Origin of the sequence: Halomonas sp. MCCC 1A13316 (assembly GCF_014931605.1) — a bacterium.
Taxonomy (GTDB): Bacteria; Pseudomonadota; Gammaproteobacteria; order Pseudomonadales; family Halomonadaceae; genus Halomonas.
The window spans coordinates 1,300,153-1,319,282 of sequence record NZ_CP053382.1 but is presented as its reverse complement, the minus strand read 5'-3'; the positions used below and the strand labels follow the sequence as shown (position 1 = coordinate 1,319,282).

Here is a 19,130-nt window from a genome sequence, read left to right as displayed (position 1 = left end):
AATAATTTTGAAAACATTTTCCATAAAAGGCCCGCCCCATGTTCGACTCATCGAATCCCCAAGTCCGTCTACCCGCCACCGCTCATGAGCCCACACAAGATCTGCCAGCCATCGGCCAGGGCACCTGGTACATGGGCGAAGGGCTCGCGCCCCGCCGCGACGAGGTACGTGCCCTGCAGCACGGCCTGGAGCTGGGCAGGACCCTGATCGATACCGCCGAGATGTACGCCGATGGCGGCGCCGAAGAGGTGGTCGGCGAAGCGTTGGCCGACCGCCGCGACCAGGCCTTCCTCGTTTCCAAGGTCTATCCGTGGAATGCCGGCCGCGACAGCGCCATTGCCGCCTGCGAGCGCAGCCTGAAACGGCTCGGCACCGACCATCTCGATCTCTACCTGCTCCATTGGCCGGGCAACGTCCCGCTGGAGGAGACTTTGGAGGCCTTCGAACGGTTAAGGGAACAGGGCAAGATCCGCCGCTACGGCGTTTCCAACTTCGACGTTGACGAACTCGAGACACTGGCGGCACTACCCGGCGGCGGCGACTGCGCCGTAAACCAAGTGCTTTACCATCTGGGCTCACGCGGCATCGAGCACTCCCTGCGCCCACTGATGCAACGCCTCGACATGCCGATGATGGCCTATTGCCCGCTGGCCCAAGCCGGCAAGCTGCGCCAGGACCTGTTCAGCCACTCTGTGGTGCGTGAAGTGGCCGATGGTCTCGGCATCTCCCCCGCCCAACTGCTGCTGGCCTGGACGATTCGACCCGTCAATGGCCACCGCGACGCCATCGCAATTCCCAAGGCGGTACAAACGGCCCACGTCGAGCAGAACGCTGCAGCGCTCGAGGTCGAGCTCGGCGAAGACGCCTTGGCCAGGCTCGACGAGGCGTTCCCGGCACCGAACAAGAAAGTACCGCTCGACATCGTCTAGCGTTTGCCGACGGAAGCGCGCAGGCTCGCCAACGCATCGGCCAATTGCTCCGTACCGAGCTGGCGCATTGCCTCCACGTTGCGTTCGGGTATCGCCTCGGGGTCGGGATAGTGCGCCAGGGCCCGTTCCAGCCCCGCCTCGCGCAACAGGTGCAGCATCGGCCAGGGCGAGCGGTTGGTGAAGTTGGCGGGATCAACCGCCGCCGCACCGTCGAAGCAATAATCGGGATGAAAGCTGGCCAGCTGATAGATCCCCTCGTAGCCCTGCTCGACCAGCAGCGCCTCGGCCACCTCGAGGAAATCGAGATAGTCATCGAAGTCCTGCAGGCCCGGACGAAGCACCATCAGGGTCGTCTCGATCCCGGGCGTTTCATCGAGCCGGCGGCATTCTTCAATCAGCGCCTCGAGGGCAGACTCCCAGGAAGCTGCCTCGACTTCCACGAAACGGATGGTGTCATTCACCAGTTCGCGGCGGGCGAAGGGACAGACGTTATGCGCGACGACGAAGCGCTCGACCCAGGCACGGGTCACAGCGCAGGCGGGCGTCAGGGATTCAGGCATCGTGAGGCTCGGTAAACAATGGAGAAGCAGTATAACCGAGCTATGCCGGGGCCGGGGCTCAATCCGAGGGGCGCGGCATCGGGCCGCGACGCGACGCCAGCCGATCCGCCAGCCGGGTCGGTTCCGGCAGCTTGGTGCGACCCAGGCACTTGACCACCCAGTCGAGCGATGTGTCCAGCGAAATGCGATGGCCCAGCGAGACGAATACCGGCTTGACGCCGACTCGAGTGCGCAGCACCGCACCGATCGTTTCGCCACGATGGCGTAGCGGCGTCCACTCGCCGCGCCCCTCGGGCACCTCGTCATTTACGCCGCACAGTCGCGACTTGGCCACGCCGATGGACGGCAGGTCGAGCCACAGCCCCAGATGCGAGGCCACCCCAAGCCGGCGCGGATGGGCGATGCCCTGGCCGTCGACCATCACCAGCTCGGGCCGCACAGTGAGCTTGCCGAAAGCCGCCAACGCCGCGGGAATTTCACGAAAGGAGAGCAGGCCAGGAATGTAGGGCATGCGAGTCGGCTCGCGGTGTACGACATGCTCCACGATTTCCAATCCGACATGTGGATCGCCGGGCCAGGCCAGCACCACCGCCGCCGCGCGGGTGATCTCGCCGCCCTGCTCGAAGCCGATATCGACGCCGGCAATATGGCGCACTGCCGCCAGCCGGTCTTCACGCTCGATGCGTGGCGCAAGCTCGCGCTGCAGCGCGATAGCCTTCTCGGGAGTCGGGGTCCATTCATGCAGTGGCGTCATTCCGGGCTTCCTTGCACAACATTTATTGTTCGGCAGTGTAGGCGGTCGCAGTTCACTTCCCAAGGCCAGCCGCCAGGTCGACCGATAGCGACGGAGCCGGGGCACGTTCGTGTATCATCGGCGCAGAACCGACGACGAGGGATACCGTGCTCAAGCTGATCCACACCGCCGACTGGCACCTGGGCCAGACCTTCCACGGTCAGGAGCGTCATGCCGAGCATCGCGCCTTCCTCGACTGGCTGCTCGACACGCTCGTCACCCGCGAGGCCGACGCCTTGCTTGTCGCTGGCGATGTCTTCGACGTGGTCAATCCCTCGCTGCGCGCGCAGGAACTGCTCTACGACTTCATCGTCACCGCCCACGAGCGCATGCCGTTGCTGGACATCGTGCTGATCGCCGGCAATCACGACAGCGGCAACCGCATCGAGCTACCGGCCCCGCTGATGCGCCGCCTGCGCGCCCACGCCCTGGGCCGGGTGAGTTGGCTCGACGATGGCACACTCGACGCCGAGCGCCTGCTGGTGCCGCTCAGCGACGCTTCCGGCGAAACTCGCGCCTGGTGCCTGGCGCTGCCCTTCCTGCGGCCTGCCGAGGTCACCGGCCACGGGCTGGTCCGTGCCGACGACAGCGAAGACGAGCCGCTCAGCAACACGCCACGCAATGACTATGTCGCCGGTATCTCCCGTGTCCACGAGCAGTTGATCGAGGCCGCCCGCCAACGGCGCCAACCCGGCCAGGCGCTGGTGGCCATGAGCCACGCCCACCTGCACGGCGCCGCCGTTTCCGAGGCCAGCGAACGTCCCATCGTGATCGGCGGCGAGGAGTCGATCTCCGCCAGTCTGTTTCCCTCCGATATCGCCTATGTGGCGCTTGGTCACCTGCACCGCGCCCAGCAGGTCGGCGAGGCGCGCATTCGCTACAGCGGCAGCCCCCTGCCACTGGATTTCAGCGAAGTGGCCTACCCTCACCAGATCGTCGAAGCCATGCTGAAAGGCGAAACCCTCACCGCCACGGAAGCGATTCCCGTGCCGCGCCCGGTGGCCATGCATCGCATCGGTCCTGCCCCGCTGGACCAGGTACTCGCCGAGCTCGAGGCGTTGGAAGACGACCCCGGCTTGGCCCAAGTTCGGGGGCGGGAACTATCAAAAGAGCGCTGGCCCTGGCTCGAGGTCCGCGTCTCGCTCACCGCCCCGGTACCCGACCTGCGCGCCCAGGTGGAAGCTGCACTGGAGGGAAAGGCATTGCGCCTGCTGCGTCTGGAGCGCCGCCTGCCCCAGCTCGAGGGTGAAGAAGCACCGGAGCGAGTCGACCTGGAACAATTGGGCCCGAGAAAGCTCTTCGAGCGCACCTGGGAAACCCGTTGGGGCGAAGTCCCCGATGCCGAGGTGATGGTCGACTTCGACCGGCTGCTGCAGGACGTGCTCGACGCTGACGGCGATGAAGCCGCTGGGGAGATGCGTCGATGAAAATCCTTGCCCTGCGCCTGGCCAACCTCGCCTCCTTGCCCGGCCCGCTGGAACTCGACTTCACGGTACCGCCGCTCAGCGATGCCGGCCTGTTCGCCATCACCGGACCTACCGGCGCCGGCAAGAGCACGCTGCTCGACGCCCTGTGCCTGGCGCTCTACGGCAACACGCCACGGCTGCGCCAGGCCCCTGGCCGCGACGCTCCGCTGCCCGACGTGGAGGGCGAAACGGTGAGCACCGCCGACCCGCGCACCCTGCTGCGCCGGGGCACCGCCAGCGGTTATGCCGAGGTCGACTTCCTCGGTCGCGACGGGCGGTGCTATCGTGCCCGCTGGGCCGTTCGCCGCGCCCGCGAGAAAGCCGGCGGTCGCTTGCAGGCCGTGGAGCAGTCGCTCACCGACCTCTACGACGAGCGCCTGCTCACCGCCCAGAAGCGCGAGTTCGACCGCCTGCTGCCGGATCGCCTGGGCCTTACCTTCGACCAGTTCACCCGCGCCGTACTGCTGGCCCAGAGCGAGTTCGCCGCCTTCCTCAAGGCCGACGACAACGAGCGCAGCGACCTGCTCGAGCGTCTGACCGGCACTGCCGAGTACTCGCGAATCTCCATGGCCGCCTACCGCCGCGCCAGCGAGGCGAAAAAGCGCGCCGAGGCGCTCCAGGCCCGGCTCGCCGACGACCTGCCGGCCGCGCCCGAGGCCCGCGCCGAGCTGGAACAAGCCGCCAACCATGCCGAGCAGACGCTGGCCGGACTGCAACAGCAAAACCGGAGCCTGGAGGCACGCCAGCAGTGGCACGCCGGCGACGACCGGCTGCGCCAGGCCTACCTGGAGGGCATGCAGCAGCAGCAAGAAGCCGAAGCGCACTGGCACGCGTTAGCCGATGCACGAGCCGACCGCGAATGCCGACGTCTGCTGGCCCCTCAGCGCCATCGCCTAGTACGTCAGGCCGCACTGCCCGGTGAAATCGCCGCGCTGGAGGACGCCCACCGGCAAACACTCAAAGCCCTCGAGCAGGCCAGAGCCGACCAGCAGGCCGCCGAGCAGGTGCGGGACCAAGCCGCGCAGCAGTTGAACGCAGCCAACCAGGCCCGTCAGCAGGCCGAGCCCGACCTGCGCCAGGCACGCGAACACACCCAGGCGCTCGCCACCCTGGGCCAGCAGCTGGCCGAGCTCGAGACGCAGCATCGCGACTGCCGACAACAGGCCGAGCGAATGGCCGAGCAGCGCCGGCAAGCCGAAGCCCGGCAGCTCGAGCACAAGCGGAAGCGTGACGAATGGCAGGCCACGCTGCGTCAGTTGATGGGAGGCCACGAGCGGCTCGACGCCGCACGCCAGGCGACCCAGCAGGTCCACGATATGGCCGCACGTCGCAGCCTGGCACTGGGTGAGCTGGAAAACCGGTGGCAGGAAGCCCGGCGCGCCGAGCAGACCCAGCACCAGCTTGGCGAACGCCTGGCTCTGGATGAAAAACGCCAGGCCGAATTGACCGCTCAGGGCAAGGCCGCCCGGGAGCGGCTCGACGAGCGGGAGCGCCACCACCGCAGCCTGCACGACTTCATCGAACGCAGCCGCGCCGCCCGCAGCGAGAGCGTGATACGCCTGCGTGAGACACTCCAGCAAGGCGAACCCTGCCCGGTCTGCGGCGGGCTTGAGCACCCCTTCCGCCACCAGCCGCCCGTCACGCCCGAAGCGGCGCAGCTGGCCGCCCAGCAGGCAGAGGAGCAGCAACAGCTGGCCGAGGCCCGGCAGGCATGGGAACAGGCCCAGCGCGAACGTGACGAGCTCGAGGGTGAGTACCGTGCCGTCATGGCAGCGATGGACCGCTGCCGCCAGGAGCTGCAGCAGGCCGACACTCGCCTGACCCAGGTGCAACAAGGCCTGGCCGAACATCCGCTGCACGCCGAGCTCAGCGCCATCGATGCCAACGAGCGTGCCGCCTGGCTGGCGTACCAGCGCCGCGAGAGCGACGCCGAACGCGAGCGGAGTGAATGCACGCTTAAGGCACTGGCTCGCGCCGAGGCCGAACTGGCCCCGCTCGAGGAAGCCTTGCACCGGGGCGAGCTCGGGCTCGCCCAGCTCGAGGCCAGGCGGGCCGCGCTCGAAGAGGAGTTGGGCAAACAAAGCGAACGTTTACCTTCCAAGCGCCAGCAGCATAGCGAACTGGCCGCTACTCTCCAGGCACTGCTCGGCGAACATCCCTCAGCAGAGGCTTGGCAGCAGGCGTTGGAGGGGCGTCAGGAGTCGGCACGCCAGCAGCGCGACCAGGCCATCGAGCGCTGCCATGGTGCCGAGGGCGAACAGGCGCGGCTTACCCAGCAGGCGAGTCACGAAGCCGAGCTCATCGAGCAGCTCATTCAGGAGGGCGCCACGCTGGAGAGGGTACTGACCGAGTGGCGCCAGGCCAATCCACAGTTGGACGACGCCACGCTGGCCCGGCTACTGGCCCAGCCCGAGGCAGAAGCCGAACGTGAGGAACGCGAACTGGCAAATGCCGACGAGGTTCGACAGCGCACCGAGGCGAGCCTCGCCGAGCGGCGCCACACCCTGGTCGAGCACCGCCGCGGCCAGGCGCTGGCCCATGACGACAGCGACGATGCCTTACTGGGCGAAGACGTCGAAGCGGAAATCGTCAATCGCAGGGAGGCGCTCGTCGCCGAACGGCAAGTCCTGGCGCCACAGCTGGAGGAAGCCCAGCAGGCGCGCGACGAGGCCGTTCACGCCCTGCGCGACGACGATCGCAGGCGCACGCGCCAGCAGGAAGGCCAGGCCGAACTGGAAGCGGCCCGCACCGAGCACGTGCGCTGGGGGCGCATCAGCGAGCTGATCGGCTCCGCCGACGGCAAGGTTTTTCGACGCATCGCCCAAGCCTATAACCTGGAGCAGTTGCTGGAGCACGCCAACGCGCATCTCACCGGCCTCAGCCGCCGCTATCGGCTGGCCCGCGGCGGCAGTGAACTCGGTCTGCTGGTGGTTGACCACGACATGGGCGACGAGCGCCGCTCGGTGCACTCGCTCTCCGGTGGCGAGACCTTCCTCGTCTCGCTCGCCCTGGCCCTGGGGCTCGCCTCCATGGCCTCGGGCGAACTCACCATCGAATCGCTGTTCATCGACGAAGGCTTCGGCAGCCTCGACCCGCAGTCGCTGGCGCTGGCCATGGAGGCGCTGGACGGCCTGCAGGCACTCGGCCGCCGCGTCGGCGTGATCTCCCATGTACAGGAGATGCACGAGCGAATTCCGGTACAGATCCAAGTCGAGCCGCTGGGCAACGGCACCAGCCGGGCAAGGTTGGTCAGCCTTTGACGTCTCGTCGCCCTTCACGGTCCATTGCGCCGGCCCATTCCGTGCGCCATCTTCTACAGGACAGCATGCCAAACGTGAGGGGCTCCCATGAAGTACCTCTGTCTCGCCTATGAGGAAGAGCGAATATTCAGCGAAATGACGGAAGACCAGTGGCATGAGCTACTACAGGAAACCCTGGATTATGTGGCCGACCTGCAAAGACGAGGCAAGCTGGTCCAGACCAACGCCTTGCAGAGCGCCACCAAGGCTCACACTCTGAGAATTCGTGATGACGGACTCACCATGACCGATGGGCCCTTTGCCGAGACCAAGGAGCAGCTAGGCGGTTTCTTCCTGATCGAGGTCGCGTCACAAGAGGAAGCCCTGGAGATTGCTGCCGGCTGGCCGTCAGCGCGACTTGGCACCATCGAGGTGAGACCCGTCGAGGAGAAATTGAGACCCGAAAGCCGTTACTGAGCGGGAGGTTGGTAAGTGTCTAGCCGCTCGAAGAGACGTCGATAGGCGGCCTGCCTCGGCTATGCTGCATGAGTCATGGAAAGATTGAGGGAGGCAGCATGAAGGAGTTGGCGTTGCATGGTATGCGTTACCTGGGCCTGACACTGCTGTTGGCACTGGCGGACCAGGCGCTGGCAGCCGAGGTGAACTGGCCGCGAATGACCGAGTCGGCAGACGGAGTTTCGATTGCCTATGAAGTGCAGGGTAGCGGCGACCCCACGCTCGTGTTCATCCACGGCTGGAGCTGCGATGGGCGTTACTGGCGCGGGCAGGTGCCGTACTTTTCGCAGCAACATCGAGTGGTGACGATCGATCTCGCCGGCCACGGCCATTCCGGCCTGGAGCGTGAAGACTTCACCATGCCGGCCTTCGGCGAGGACGTCAAAGCGGTGCTGGAGGAGCTGGATGTGGATCAGGCCCTTCTGATCGGGCACTCCATGGGCGGACCGGTCGCCGTGGAAGCGGCACGACTCATGCCGGAACGCGTCATCGGGATCGTGGGTGTCGATACCTTCCACAACGTCGCAGAGGAAATCACCGAGGCCCAGATCGACGAAATGCTGGAGCCGATCCAGCAGGATTTCGTCCCGGCCACCCGCCACTTCGTCGCCTCGATGATCCTCGAGGAGACCGATCCCACTTTGCGCGACTGGATCGTGCAGGACATGGCGGCAGCACCGCCTCAGGTGGCTACCAGTGCCATGCAAGACATGTTTACCCGGCATGCCGAGGGCGAGGCAGCGCAGCACTTCGAGGAGCTGACGGTACCGGTGGTCGCCATCAATGCCGACCTGTGGCCGACCGACATCGAAGCCAACCGGCAGCTGCTGCCCGAATTCGAGGCCGTGATCATTGAAGGCAGCGACCACTTCCTGCACATGGCCAAACCTGCAGAATTCAACCGGGAGCTGGACCGGGTAATTGGCACGCCGCCATAACAGCCGGGATGCCAAACCTTCGCTACCAATCCACGCCGAGGGTCTTGACCCTGTGGTAGAGCGCCACGATTGCGCCTCCGCCCAGTATCATGCAAAGACCCGCCACTACGATGACCAGGGCATCGTAGGCCACGGCGCCAGTGGTAGAGTAAGCTCCCACCAGCATGCCGATGTGGCGTACCACCAGATAGACGCCGATCAGGAAGATGCCGGCACTCACCAGACCCTCATCCGTAGCAGCGACGGTCGAATCCGAATCGCCATGCAATCTGTCCGCCAGCCTACCCGCGAAGCACCATAGCAGCACCCCGCCCACCATTGGCACACCTACAGTGGCCAGAAGCACCGGCAGCAGCTCTCCGGTCCAGAACTCACCGACATTCGGCATGAACAGCGCCGGCAGCACCGAGAACAATGTCTTCAGGAAGAGATAAAGGCCCAGCAGGCGAATCATCAGTATGGAAAAGGGCTTCATGGGACCTCGTTGATCAATCTGATGCCTCATCATCGATAATGGGCGTACCCAGCGTATCGATCATCATGCTGTGGCACTCGACCTCGAACCACTCATCGAAGCGCTTCAGGGTCAGCTTCGGCCACAGCGCCGGATCGGTGTACCACTCCTCCAGTTCCGACTCGAACAGGTTGCGCCAGTTGGCCTTGACCCAGCGCCTGACCTCCTCGGGTGATTCGGCTACCTCATCGCTGACCAGGTAGACGGTGCGATCGCGATTGACCTCTGCTGCGGTGATTGGCGTGCTGCCCGGCGCGGGATCGGCGCCGTTGATCCACTGCACGGCAGGTGCTTTGTAGCGCAGTAATAGCGCTGATCGATTCAGCATTGGAATCCCCGTCACCATCCCCGTAGATTTTCTAGTTCTTGTGCTCGCTCTGCGGTCTGCCGCAGCACGCAGTCATTCGCAGCCACCATTGCCAAAGTGCCCCCCGCAGTGGCGTAGAACTGACAGTTGGCATCCCGATACTGAATCCAAAAGCGCTGAGCTCCTGGATTCATAGAATAACCGCAGCACTTTGGACACTACGGTGGAGGCAGGAGGGCCAGCGCCGGTACCCTCCCTGCTTTACCGACCAAAGTGAAGCAGAGCATGGGATACCGACAGCTGACCCAGACCCAACGATACCAGATCCACGCCCGCTATGACTTGGGTATGAGCCAGCGGCAGATCGGCAGGGAGCTGGGCCTCCACAGCAGCACGATCAGTCGTGAGCTGCGCCGCAACACCACCTCCGGTGGCTACGATCCCGAGCAGGCCCAGGCCCTGAGTGATCACCGGCGCCGTACAGCCTGGAAGTGGACGAAGCGCTTGCCGAGCATGATTGCCGCCGTTGTCGGCCGGCTGCGTGAGGAGTGGAGCCCACAGCAGATCAGCGGCTTCATGGCGCCCTTGGCAGGCGTAGGCGTCAGTCATCAGTGGATCTACTCCGTGATCTGGGATGACAAGGCGCAGGGTGGCGATCTCTGGCGGTATCTCCGTCAGCCCAAACGGCGCAGCAAGCACCGAGCCCAGGCCAAGAGCGCAGGGCTGGGCAAGATTCCCAACCGGGTAGGCATCGAGTACCGCCCGGCTGAGGCCAATGACCGGCATTTCATCGGCCACTGGGAAGGGGATACCGTGATCCATGGGCACAAGCAATCGGGACTGGTCACGCTGGTAGAGCGCCGCAGCGGCTACCTGCTGGCAGCACGGCTGCCCAGGATATCGGCGGAGCTGACACAAGCGGCCATGATCCGCTTGCTGAAACCTCGCCGAGGAGCGGTGCAGACCATCACCCTGGACAATGGCTCGGAGTTCGCTGGTCACCAAGCCGTGGCCGAGGCGGTGACCGCCGCGACCTACTTTTGTGACCCCTACTGCTCCGGCCAGCGAGGGAGCAACGAGAATACCAATGGGCTGATACGGCAGTACTTCCCCAAGGGAACGGACTTCCGACAGGTCACTGATGCCGAGCTCAGGAAGGTGATCAAGAAGCTGAATGACCGCCCCCGAAAGCGTCTCGGCTATCGTACACCGGCACAGGTGTTCCTGGGAGAATACTCAGGAGCCCTGAATACCGCAGGTGCTGCGCTTATTGCTTGAATTCAGGCTTCGAGCAGCTGCTGGCGGCGCTCTTCGGGGAGTTCATCGCGCAATCCTTGGTAAGCGCCGTTCAAGCGGGCATCCTGAGTCCTCAACTCCTCGCCAATGCAATCCATCATATTGGCCGTGACGCCACCGGATTCATCCATGCAACTGGCGTAGCGCCCGGTATAGAGCTCGTCTGCCTGGGCCATCGAGATACTGCCCAGGCACAAGGCCGCTACGAAAAGACATTTCAGCATGGTTTCCCTCCCCCTCACTTCGACAGGTCGTTTTCTGGACATGGCAGTTACCCTGTCGTTTCCCGTCATTCTTTTCTTGCTTCCTCTTCCCGTCGGCTTCTGCCTGGCCTTCTCGGCCTTGATCCGCTCCAGTAGCGCCTCGGCGGAGTTCTCGCCGCTGATCAATTCGGGGTTGGCCGCGCGCCACTCAACGGTGAGCTCGCCGCGGAAGGCCTTGGCGAGGATGGACTGGGTCAGCTTGTCGACGCGAGCCTGGGCATTCTTGACCTGTTGCTCGACCTGGTCGGCGAAGGCGAAGAGTTGATCGACACGGCGGACGATTTGCTCTTGCTCATCAAGCCCCACATCAGGATATGCAACTCCCTTCAATACTTTTTGATTGAGGTTGACCATGGTAGAACCTGCTGACCCAGCCTCTAAGGCATAGACTGTCCTAGGAGAACGCAAAAAGAGAGATAAAAAATCAGAGGAAATCCGTGACAAATCAGGCCTGAGAAATAGAGAACCCGTGCCGCACAATAGAGGCTGACTGCTTTGTATCACAGCAGACCGCCCCATTTGACCTCTTCGCCCAAGCACCACATCTCCGATCTTGAGAGCGTGCTCGGTAACGTAGTCCGAGTAATTGATGCCGTCGTCGCGCAGCACGTCGCAGAGGTCCACAGTTTCTGGACGATGTCGTTCTGGGTCATGTCGTGTTCCGTTCAAGGCCGGAAAAGGCGGCCTTATTTGAATTTGAGGCTAAAAGTAAAATAAGCCGCGTCACTATTTGAATCAGCGGCCTCATGACGCCGGGTAAGGCACTACCTCATTGCTGTCTTCGGTCATCAGGCGAACCAGCTTGGGATGCACGAACAGCTTTTCGCGCCCGGCGCGAATCTCCTTGAGCACGTCGATCTCGCACAGCTGCTGCAGATAGCCCGAGGCGGTCTGCCGCTTGGCGATGTCCCGCTCCACCAGATTGTTGATACGGCAGTAGGGCTGTTCGAAGATCACCTGTACCAGCTCATGACTATAGACCTTGGGCAGCTGCTGCTGGATATGGCGTGTCGTATCTTCGATCAGCTTGCGGGTTGCCGCGATCTTGTCAGTGGTCCAGCGGGCCGTGCACTCGACAGCCTTGAGCATGTAGAGCAGCCACTCTTGCCACTGGCCCTCACGTGTCACGGCCAGCAGCAGGCGATAGTAGTCGGGCTTGTGAAGCACGATGTAGCGACTGAGGTAGAGGATCGGCAGCGACAGCAGCCGCTGCTCGATCAGGTAGAGGATGTTCAACACCCTACCCGTCCGCCCGTTGCCGTCGGTAAAGGGGTGGATCGCCTCGAACTGGTAATGGGCCACCGCCATCTTGATCAGGGGGTCGACACCATCCTCCACGTGGAGATAGCGCTCCCAGTTCGCCAGCAGGTCACGCAGCGCCTCCTCTCCCATAGGCGGGGTATAGATCACTTCACCGGAGGCCTGGTTGGCCAGGGTGGTGCCAGGCACCCGGCGGATCTCCATATCCACGCCCTTGATGGTGCTGCAGATATCCACCGCCGTGTTGGTGCACAGAGGCCGCCTGGCCAGCTCACGGTAGCCATGGCTCAGCGCGGTTCGGTAGCGCAGTGCCTCCTTGGTGGCAGGATCGGCGTGGGTGTCTTCCTGGGCGAACTGGAAGAGCCTATCGGTGGTGGTGACGATGTTCTCGATCTCGGAGCTATCGCGGGCTTCCAGCAGGGGCAGCAGGTTGATGAGCAGGCCCTGGTTGGGCAGCAGCTCGCCCGCCTGCTTCAACTCCGCAAGCGACGCCCGAGCCGGAATACAGGCCTTCAGTACGGCCGGCGTCTCGAGCTCCTCGGCAGGTGGCAGCGGCGGCAAGCCGTTATAGGGTTGGTCGGGGCGCCAGCTCATGTTCATTTTTTCCTGAAAAATCGACACATCACAAGCATATGTCGATGGCATCGACATATCCAGAGAACGTGTCGAAAAAAGTGAGTTTTTTAAACATATCCTTGATATATGTCGATACCATCGACATGTCCGCAGGACGTGTCGAAAAAGTGGCGTTTCGTGAACATGACACGCCGACTGGTTGACACCATGGACACGTCAGCTCGCTTCCCATAGCGAGTCGTAGAGGGCATCCAGCACCTCATCGAGGTGGTTGCCGAGCACGGCGTCGAGCTGCTTCAGGCCACCGTGATCGGCGAAGCGCTGGTTGATGAAGGCCCAGTCGAGCACCACCTCGTGGGTGAGCTGCTTGGCCAGGCGGTCGAGCCATTTGCGCTGGGCGGGGGTCCAGCCGTGCAGGCCATAGATGCGCTGCATGGCCTCGCGTACCCGCTGCTCAAAGGGAATCAGCGCCTCGCCCAGGGCGGCACGGCGGATGTGACCGAGGATGCTGGCCGCGATTTCCTGGTTGGTGGCGTTGCGCCAGGCGCTTTCCAGGGCGGCTTCACTATAGCCGGCGCCGTCCAGCAGCAGGCGCACCTCCTTGAGCGTCTCGCGAGTGAGGTCTCGGGGACGATTGACCACGACACTCAGTGCCACCGATTCATTCAACTGGTTCTTGATGAAGTCATCGAAGCTCTCCAGATAGTCGGCGGGCTTATCGTGTACGCCGTAGCTCTGGCTACGCTCGAGCAGCTCGTCCTTGCCTTCGTAGACCAAGGGCATGCGCTCGCTGCCTATCAGATGCTTCACCTCAACCACCTGGGCCAGCAGTCCGGCATGTTGGCGCAGGAAGTCGGCAGCGGGCTTGGGGCCGAGTTCGTGCAGGTGCTTATGCAGTTTCTGAGGCGCCACGCCCCAGCTCTCTTCGAGCTGCTCCAGAAGTTGGCGCACGTCATCACGGCTCTCGGCACGCTTGCCGGCCTTGCGCATCACACGCATCAGCTTCTGGCTGAGCTGATCGAGCAGGTCATCGGCGTGGCTGTGCCCTTCCCGCTCACCGGGCACATCCAAGGCACGCTCCAGCTGCTCAGGATCGGTGAGTTCGTCGTAAAGCTGCTCCAGCGTAATCCCGGGATCCTTTACCAACGGCTGCATGGTGTTGACGGCAGCCAGCGCGGCGTAGATATCCACCGGGTCGTAGATGAAGAACACGGTTTTGCCGATCTCGTCGCAGCGGCGCGTGGCGCGACCGATCATCTGCTCGTAGAGGATGCGCGACTTTACCCGGCGCAGGAACACCAGGTGGCAAATAGGGGGTACATCTATGCCGGTCGTGAGCAGGTCCACGGTAATGGAAATATTGGGGTACTTGTCGTTCTTGTAGCGGCGAATCAGCTCATCCACCTTGTCGGCCTTACCGGTGATCTTGGCCACCGCCGCCTGCTTGTAGGTGTCGCCATACTTGGCGTGAAACGCTTCGTCCAGCAGCCGCTTGACCATGTCGGCGTGCAGGTCGGTGGCACAGAAGATCAGTGACTTCTCTTCGCCGAAGGGATCGAGCTCCTCGGCGAGCTGCGCGCAGATGACCTCATTGAAACCCGGGGTGATCACACGACGGTTGAAGGACTCGACCTCGAAATCGAGTTCATCCTCGAGCTCGGCACTTTCCACCTCGCCGGTACGCGCATCGACGACACTCACCGCTTCACCCTTGGCAAAGTGGATGCCGTGGCGGCTGAGCAGCGTCTCGTAACGGATGGGCGGCTCGTGGTCGATCAGCCAGTCGTCCGCCACCGCTTCGCGATAGGAATAGGTGAATACCGGGCGACCGAAGATCTCGCTGGTATGCTTCGCCGGGGTCGCGGTGAGTCCGATGCGCACGGCATCGAAGTGCTCCAGAACCTGCCGGTATCGCGAGAGATACTGGCCCGCATCGCGGGTTGTCAGCTCGCCCTCGGTCATCTCCTGATCCAGGGTATAACCGCGGTGAGCCTCGTCGACGATGATGCAATCGAAGGTGTCCACTGGTGGTGGCTCATCGGCCATAAAGAGGCGTCGTGACATGGCTTGCACGGTAGCCACTTGAACGCGAGTCTCGGCCTCGGCGGCCATGTCGCCCAGCTCGGCAACATTGTAGTTCTGCGAGAGTGTGTGGTTCTGCTCCAGAGGAGCCTCATCGAAGGCATCCAGCGCCTGCTTACCCAGGGCGTTGCGGTCGACCAGGAACAGGATTCTGCGGAAGCGTTCAGTCTTCAGGAAACGGTAGATCAGACCAATGACGGTACGGGTCTTGCCGGTCCCGGTGGCCATGGCCAACAGGGCACGCTGCTCTCCTTCCTGCAAAGCCCTCTCCACCGCGTGAATGGCCCGCTCCTGGTAATCACGCAAGCGCAGGTAGCCGAAGCCCTCTTCGCGCAGCCGTTGCTCTGCCTGAGCGCGACTTCGCTTCAGGCGGTCAAGCAGGCCTTCCGGGCTGTGAAAATGCGGCAGCGCCCGTGCCAGGTTGCCCGCCTCACGCACATCGCGAAACCAGATGCCGGATTTCTCGGCGAGCTGCGGCAGGTAAGGTCGGCCATTGCAGGAAAAGACAAAGGGCACGTAAAAGTGGCCATCCCCCTCATCAGGCCATGCAATGGTGCGCCCTTCCCGCTCCCAGGCGGGTTCGAATTGTCCCTTCGGCGCGAAAGCGCCCGTGAAGCCACGCGAATAGCGCTCGGCTTGCCCAAGTTTACCCGCCACATCGATGTTTTGGCGCTTGGCCTCAACCACGCCAATAGGAGTAAAGCCGTGAAACAGCACGTAATCGGCGCGCTGCCCGTTCGGCAATTCCCACTCAGCTATGGCCAGGTAACGATTCGCTTCAGGACGCACTCCCTTCTTCCAAGAAAGCGCCTGAGTGTCGGCCTCCCAGCCGGACTCACGAAGCTGCTGGTCGATCAACAGGCGAGTCAGTTCCTCATCCAGGCCCAGTTGAGCGTTGAGCGCCCGGTCGGCCTGGCCGATGCGATGGCGCATCGCCTTGGGCGGCTCGCTATCGGCTCCCTCACGGGCCTGCTCCGCCAGACGCTGCTGAAATTCACGCTCACGGCGCTCAAGATCGGCCTGTTGGGCTCGCGACTCTTCTGCCAGGGCTCGGGCTTCCTCGTCCATGGCCTCGGCCAGCTCGGCGTACTCCTGCTTCTCGCGGGCTTCCAGCTCGGCTAACTTGCGCTGGGCCTCGGCCTGCTCGGTAGCACTTGCCAGTTCGCCCTGCAGGCGCTCCATTTCGGCCTGGAGCTCTCGCAATTGCACGCTGGGATCTGCCGGCGGAGTAAAAAGCGCCAGGCTTGAAATCGGGGTCCGCGAAAGCACGGTGGAACCATATCGCCAGGCTACGAGCGACCTTGAGCCCCTGGATCGCCTCGCGGTGCTGGGTACGAAACTGGTGAGTCGCCTTGTTACCCTCGATACGCAGGGTATGGAAGAGTTCGCGCACCGTGGGGTCGAGACCCAGCGTGCTGTCGATGCGGTAGAGCAGGTCGCGCTGGCTCGAGCGCTCCTCAAGCTCGATACCCAAACGCGCGGCAATGTCCTGGGCCATGGCTTCGCCGAGCTGACGCAGCTTGATCAGTGTGGTATTGGGGTCGTAACTGAAAGCGCGCTCAGCACTTGAGGCGAGTTCGAGAAAGACCGAATCGTGCCCGGCAAGGAAGCCGAAGTTGCCGCCATTGCTGCGGTTGTTCTGTCCCTGCATGCGTATCCCCGATTCTTGCCATCGCTTGCTCTACCGGCAGCTTGTTACTGGCTGTTTACCTAGACTGCCATCAAATCGGCTTAGGGACCAGTAAGCCAGCGCTCCCAGCATAACCTGATCGAGGTTACCTGGCTCTTCTGAACTTGTAAGAAATTCTGAGCAGTTGCCACCTCTACAAACTCGCCATCCCCCCGGACTTACTTCGGCAGGCACCACTAGACGCAAAAGCGCCCCGTTGCCGGGGCGCCTCTGTCACTCCTCGCTTCACGACTGGATCACGCCAGGTCGAAGCGATCCGCGTTCATCACCTTGTTCCAGGCGGCGACGAAGTCGTTGACGAACTTCTCCTTGGCGTCGTCCTGGGCGTAGATCTCGCTGATCGCGCGCAGCTGCGAGTTGGAGCCGAACACCAGATCGACGCGGGTGCCGGTCCACTTCAGCTCGCCGCTCTTGCGGTCGCGGCCTTCGAACACGTCGGCGTCCGCCGTGGCCGGCTGCCACCGGGTGCCCATGTCGACCAGGTTGACGAAGAAGTCGTTGGTCAGGGTGCCGGGGCGGTCGGTGAACACGCCGTGACGCGAGTTGGCGTAGTTGGCCTCGAGCACCCGCAGGCCGCCCACCAGCACAGTCATCTCCGGCGCACTGAGCCCCAGCAGTTGGGCCTTGTCGACCAGCATCTCCTCGTCAGAGACGGTGAAGCGGGCGCGGCGGTAGTTGCGGAAGCCGTCGGCCTCGGGGCGCAGCCACTCGAAGGATTCGATGTCGGTTTGCTCCTCGCTGGCGTCGGTACGCCCCGGCGTAAACGGCACCTCGATGGCGTGACCGGCGTCCCTGGCTGCTTTTTCGATGGCGGCAACGCCGCCCAACACGATCAGGTCGGCCAGCGAGACCTGTTTACCGGACTGCAGCGCATTGAAGTCACCCTGAATGCTCTCCAGCGTCTTCAGTACCTTGGCCAGCTGCTCCGGCTGGTTGGCTTCCCAATCCTTCTGCGGCGCCAGGCGAATGCGTGCGCCGTTGGCCCCGCCGCGCATATCGGAACCGCGGAAAGTCGAAGCCGACGACCAAGCGGTGTAGACCAGCTCGGCCACGCTCAGGCCGGAACCGAGGATCTTGCTCTTGAGATTGGCGACGTCCTGCGCATCGATCAGCTCATGGTCGACGGCAGGCACCGGGTCCTGCCAGAGCAGCTCTTCTGCGGGCACTTCCGGGCCGAGGTAGCGTGCCTTCGGTCCCATGTCGCGGTGGGTCAGCTTGAACCAGGCGCGGGCGAAGGCATCGGCGAACTCTTCCGGGTTGCTGTGGAAGTGCTCGGAGATGCGGCGGTACTCAGGATCCTCGCGCATGGCCATATCGGCGGTGGACATCATGATGCCGACCCGCTTGGTCGCATCCTCGGCATCCGGCGCCATGTCCTTCTCGGACAGGTTCTTGGGCACCCACTGCTTGGCGCCGGCCGGGCTGGTGGTCAGCTCCCACTCGTTGCCGAACAGCACGTCGAAGTAGCTCATGTCCCACTTTGTGGGCGTCGGGGTCCAGGCGCCCTCGAGGCCGCTGGTGATGGTGTCGCGCCCCTTGCCGCTCTTGTAACTACTTTTCCAGCCGAAGCCCATCTCCTCCATGAACGCAGCTTCCGGCTCGGGACCCACGTTGACCGGATCACCGGCGCCGTGTGTCTTGCCGAAAGTATGGCCCCCGGCGGTCAGCGCCACGGTCTCATAGTCGTTCATCGCCATGCGGGCGAAGGTGTCGCGAATGTCTCGGGCGGAGGCCAGCGGATCGGGGTTGCCGTCCGGGCCTTCCGGGTTGACGTAGATGAGCCCCATCTGCACCGCCGCCAGCGGGTTCTCCAGGTCGCGTTCACCCGAGTAACGGCTCTTGCTGTGCTCACTGGTGGCCAGCCACTCATCCTCGGCGCCCCAGTAGATGTCCTCCTCGGGCTGGTAGACGTCTTCACGTCCGCCGGCGAAACCGAAGGTCTTGAAGCCCATCGATTCCAGCGCGACGTTGCCGGTCAGAATGTACAGGTCGGCCCAGGAGAGCTTGTTGCCGTACTTCTGCTTGATCGGCCACAGCAGCCGGCGCGCCTTGTCGAGGTTGCCGTTGTCGGGCCAGCTATTGAGCGGGGCGAAGCGCTGGGTACCGGTACCGGCGCCGCCGCGGCCGTCGCCGACCCGGTAGCTGCCGGCACTGTGCCACGCCATACGGATGAACAGCGGGCCGTAATGGCCGTAATCGGCCGGCCACCACTCCTGGGAGTCGGTCATCAGCGCTTCGAGGTCTTTCTTGACGGCAGCGAGGTCGAGCGACTTGAACGCCTCGGCGTAGTTGAAATCCTCGCCCAGCGGGTTGGACTTCGGCGAGTGCAGGTGAAGAATGCTCAGGTTCAACTGGTTGGGCCACCAATCATGATTGGAGTTACCGGTATCGCCCTGCTTGGTGCGGGAACCGTGCATGACGGGACATTTGCCTGCGCTGCTGTCCACTTTCTGATCCATGACGCTCTTCCTCTGGTGACGCTTTGTTGTCGAAAAAGTGGTGCCGATGACATCTCCCCGCTCGTCAAGGCCAGGTAGCCAGGCAACGAAGTGTTTCCTGATCGCCATCAGCGTGACATCAGGTATATCAGTTGGATCTATTAGGAGAGACTTGTTTTTCCGCACCGCATCAATAGCTACTAACTATTGATTTACCAAATTTCATGGGAAATGGCTTAAGACCAGCTATCCGCGGCCACCCG

General features: G+C 63.3%; 15 protein-coding genes and 1 pseudogene. 6 read left to right on the top strand and 10 right to left on the bottom strand.

All coding sequences use genetic code 11. From position 1 onward, the window contains the following. Positions 1-38: 38 nt before the first annotated feature. Entirely contained in the window at positions 39-929 is an 891-nt protein-coding gene (locus HNO52_RS06170; RefSeq protein ID WP_197568302.1) for an aldo/keto reductase, read from the top strand. On the opposite strand, the gene HNO52_RS06165 is transcribed toward HNO52_RS06170, so the two are convergent. Both HNO52_RS06165 and nfi read right to left on the bottom strand, forming a co-directional pair. Further along, positions 926-1,489 carry a DUF1415 domain-containing protein gene (locus HNO52_RS06165; RefSeq protein WP_197568301.1) on the bottom strand — a complete coding sequence of 188 codons (564 nt, stop codon included), beginning with the start codon at positions 1,487-1,489 and terminating at the stop codon, positions 926-928. The genes HNO52_RS06170 and HNO52_RS06165 overlap by 4 nt on opposite strands. 58 nt (positions 1,490-1,547) lie before the next feature. After that, positions 1,548-2,243, bottom strand: a complete 696-nt coding sequence (nfi, locus tag HNO52_RS06160) for a deoxyribonuclease V (protein WP_197568300.1) — start codon at positions 2,241-2,243, stop codon at positions 1,548-1,550. A gap of 146 nt (positions 2,244-2,389) precedes the next feature. Between nfi and HNO52_RS06155 the strand changes: the two genes are divergently transcribed. The 4 genes from HNO52_RS06155 (at position 2,390) to HNO52_RS06140 (ending at position 8,441) form a co-directional block, all read left to right on the top strand. Beyond that, on the top strand, positions 2,390-3,709 hold the full coding sequence (locus tag HNO52_RS06155) for an exonuclease SbcCD subunit D (protein WP_197568299.1): 1,320 nt from the start codon (positions 2,390-2,392) through the stop codon (positions 3,707-3,709). Beyond that, a complete protein-coding gene (locus HNO52_RS06150; RefSeq protein WP_197568298.1) occupies positions 3,706-7,008 on the top strand; it encodes an AAA family ATPase in 3,303 nt (1,100 codons plus the stop codon). The genes HNO52_RS06155 and HNO52_RS06150 overlap by 4 nt, the downstream gene beginning before the upstream one ends. Positions 7,009-7,095: 87 nt before the next feature. Next, positions 7,096-7,464, top strand: coding sequence for a YciI family protein (locus tag HNO52_RS06145; protein ID WP_197568297.1), 369 nt, complete (start codon positions 7,096-7,098; stop codon positions 7,462-7,464). 98 nt (positions 7,465-7,562) lie between these two features. After that, the gene (locus tag HNO52_RS06140) at positions 7,563-8,441 is read left to right on the top strand and encodes an alpha/beta fold hydrolase (RefSeq protein ID WP_197568296.1); all 879 of its coding nucleotides are present in this window, start codon (positions 7,563-7,565) and stop codon (positions 8,439-8,441) included. Positions 8,442-8,463: 22 nt separating this feature from the next. Here HNO52_RS06140 and HNO52_RS06135 read toward each other — a convergent pair whose 3' ends face one another. From HNO52_RS06135 to HNO52_RS21305, 3 genes are read right to left on the bottom strand one after another with little or no spacing between them, the layout of a single operon-like run. After that, the gene (locus HNO52_RS06135; RefSeq protein WP_197568295.1) at positions 8,464-8,916 is read right to left on the bottom strand and encodes a hypothetical protein; all 453 of its coding nucleotides are present in this window, start codon (positions 8,914-8,916) and stop codon (positions 8,464-8,466) included. Positions 8,917-8,929: 13 nt separating this feature from the next. Then, positions 8,930-9,283 carry a hypothetical protein gene (locus tag HNO52_RS06130; protein WP_197568294.1) on the bottom strand — a complete coding sequence of 118 codons (354 nt, stop codon included), beginning with the start codon at positions 9,281-9,283 and terminating at the stop codon, positions 8,930-8,932. A gap of 11 nt (positions 9,284-9,294) precedes the next feature. Then, on the bottom strand, positions 9,295-9,456 hold the full coding sequence (locus HNO52_RS21305) for a lysozyme inhibitor LprI family protein (RefSeq protein ID WP_197568293.1): 162 nt from the start codon (positions 9,454-9,456) through the stop codon (positions 9,295-9,297). A 91-nt stretch (positions 9,457-9,547) separates the two neighbouring features. Between HNO52_RS21305 and HNO52_RS06120 the strand changes: the two genes are divergently transcribed. Next, a complete protein-coding gene (locus HNO52_RS06120; protein WP_197568257.1) occupies positions 9,548-10,540 on the top strand; it encodes an IS30 family transposase in 993 nt (330 codons plus the stop codon). Between the two features lie 2 nt (positions 10,541-10,542). Here the strand turns inward: HNO52_RS06120 and HNO52_RS06115 are convergent, their stop codons facing one another. The 5 genes and pseudogenes from HNO52_RS06115 to katG form a co-directional block, all read right to left on the bottom strand. After that, entirely contained in the window at positions 10,543-11,430 is an 888-nt protein-coding gene (locus tag HNO52_RS06115; protein WP_197568292.1) for a lysozyme inhibitor LprI family protein, read from the bottom strand. 135 nt (positions 11,431-11,565) lie between these two features. Next, positions 11,566-12,675: a protein adenylyltransferase Fic gene (gene fic, locus HNO52_RS06110; protein WP_197568291.1), complete on the bottom strand. Its 1,110-nt coding sequence runs from the start codon at positions 12,673-12,675 to the stop codon at positions 11,566-11,568. 198 nt (positions 12,676-12,873) lie between these two features. Beyond that, positions 12,874-15,948: a type I restriction-modification system endonuclease gene (gene hsdR, locus HNO52_RS06105; protein ID WP_232090613.1), complete on the bottom strand. Its 3,075-nt coding sequence runs from the start codon at positions 15,946-15,948 to the stop codon at positions 12,874-12,876. Positions 15,949-16,105: 157 nt separating this feature from the next. Then, a pseudogene (locus HNO52_RS20995) lies at positions 16,106-16,390 on the bottom strand (hypothetical protein); the annotation flags it as partial. A gap of 275 nt (positions 16,391-16,665) precedes the next feature. Beyond that, on the bottom strand, positions 16,666-18,888 hold the full coding sequence (gene katG / locus HNO52_RS06100) for a catalase/peroxidase HPI (RefSeq protein ID WP_197568290.1): 2,223 nt from the start codon (positions 18,886-18,888) through the stop codon (positions 16,666-16,668). Positions 18,889-19,130: the final 242 nt, after the last annotated feature.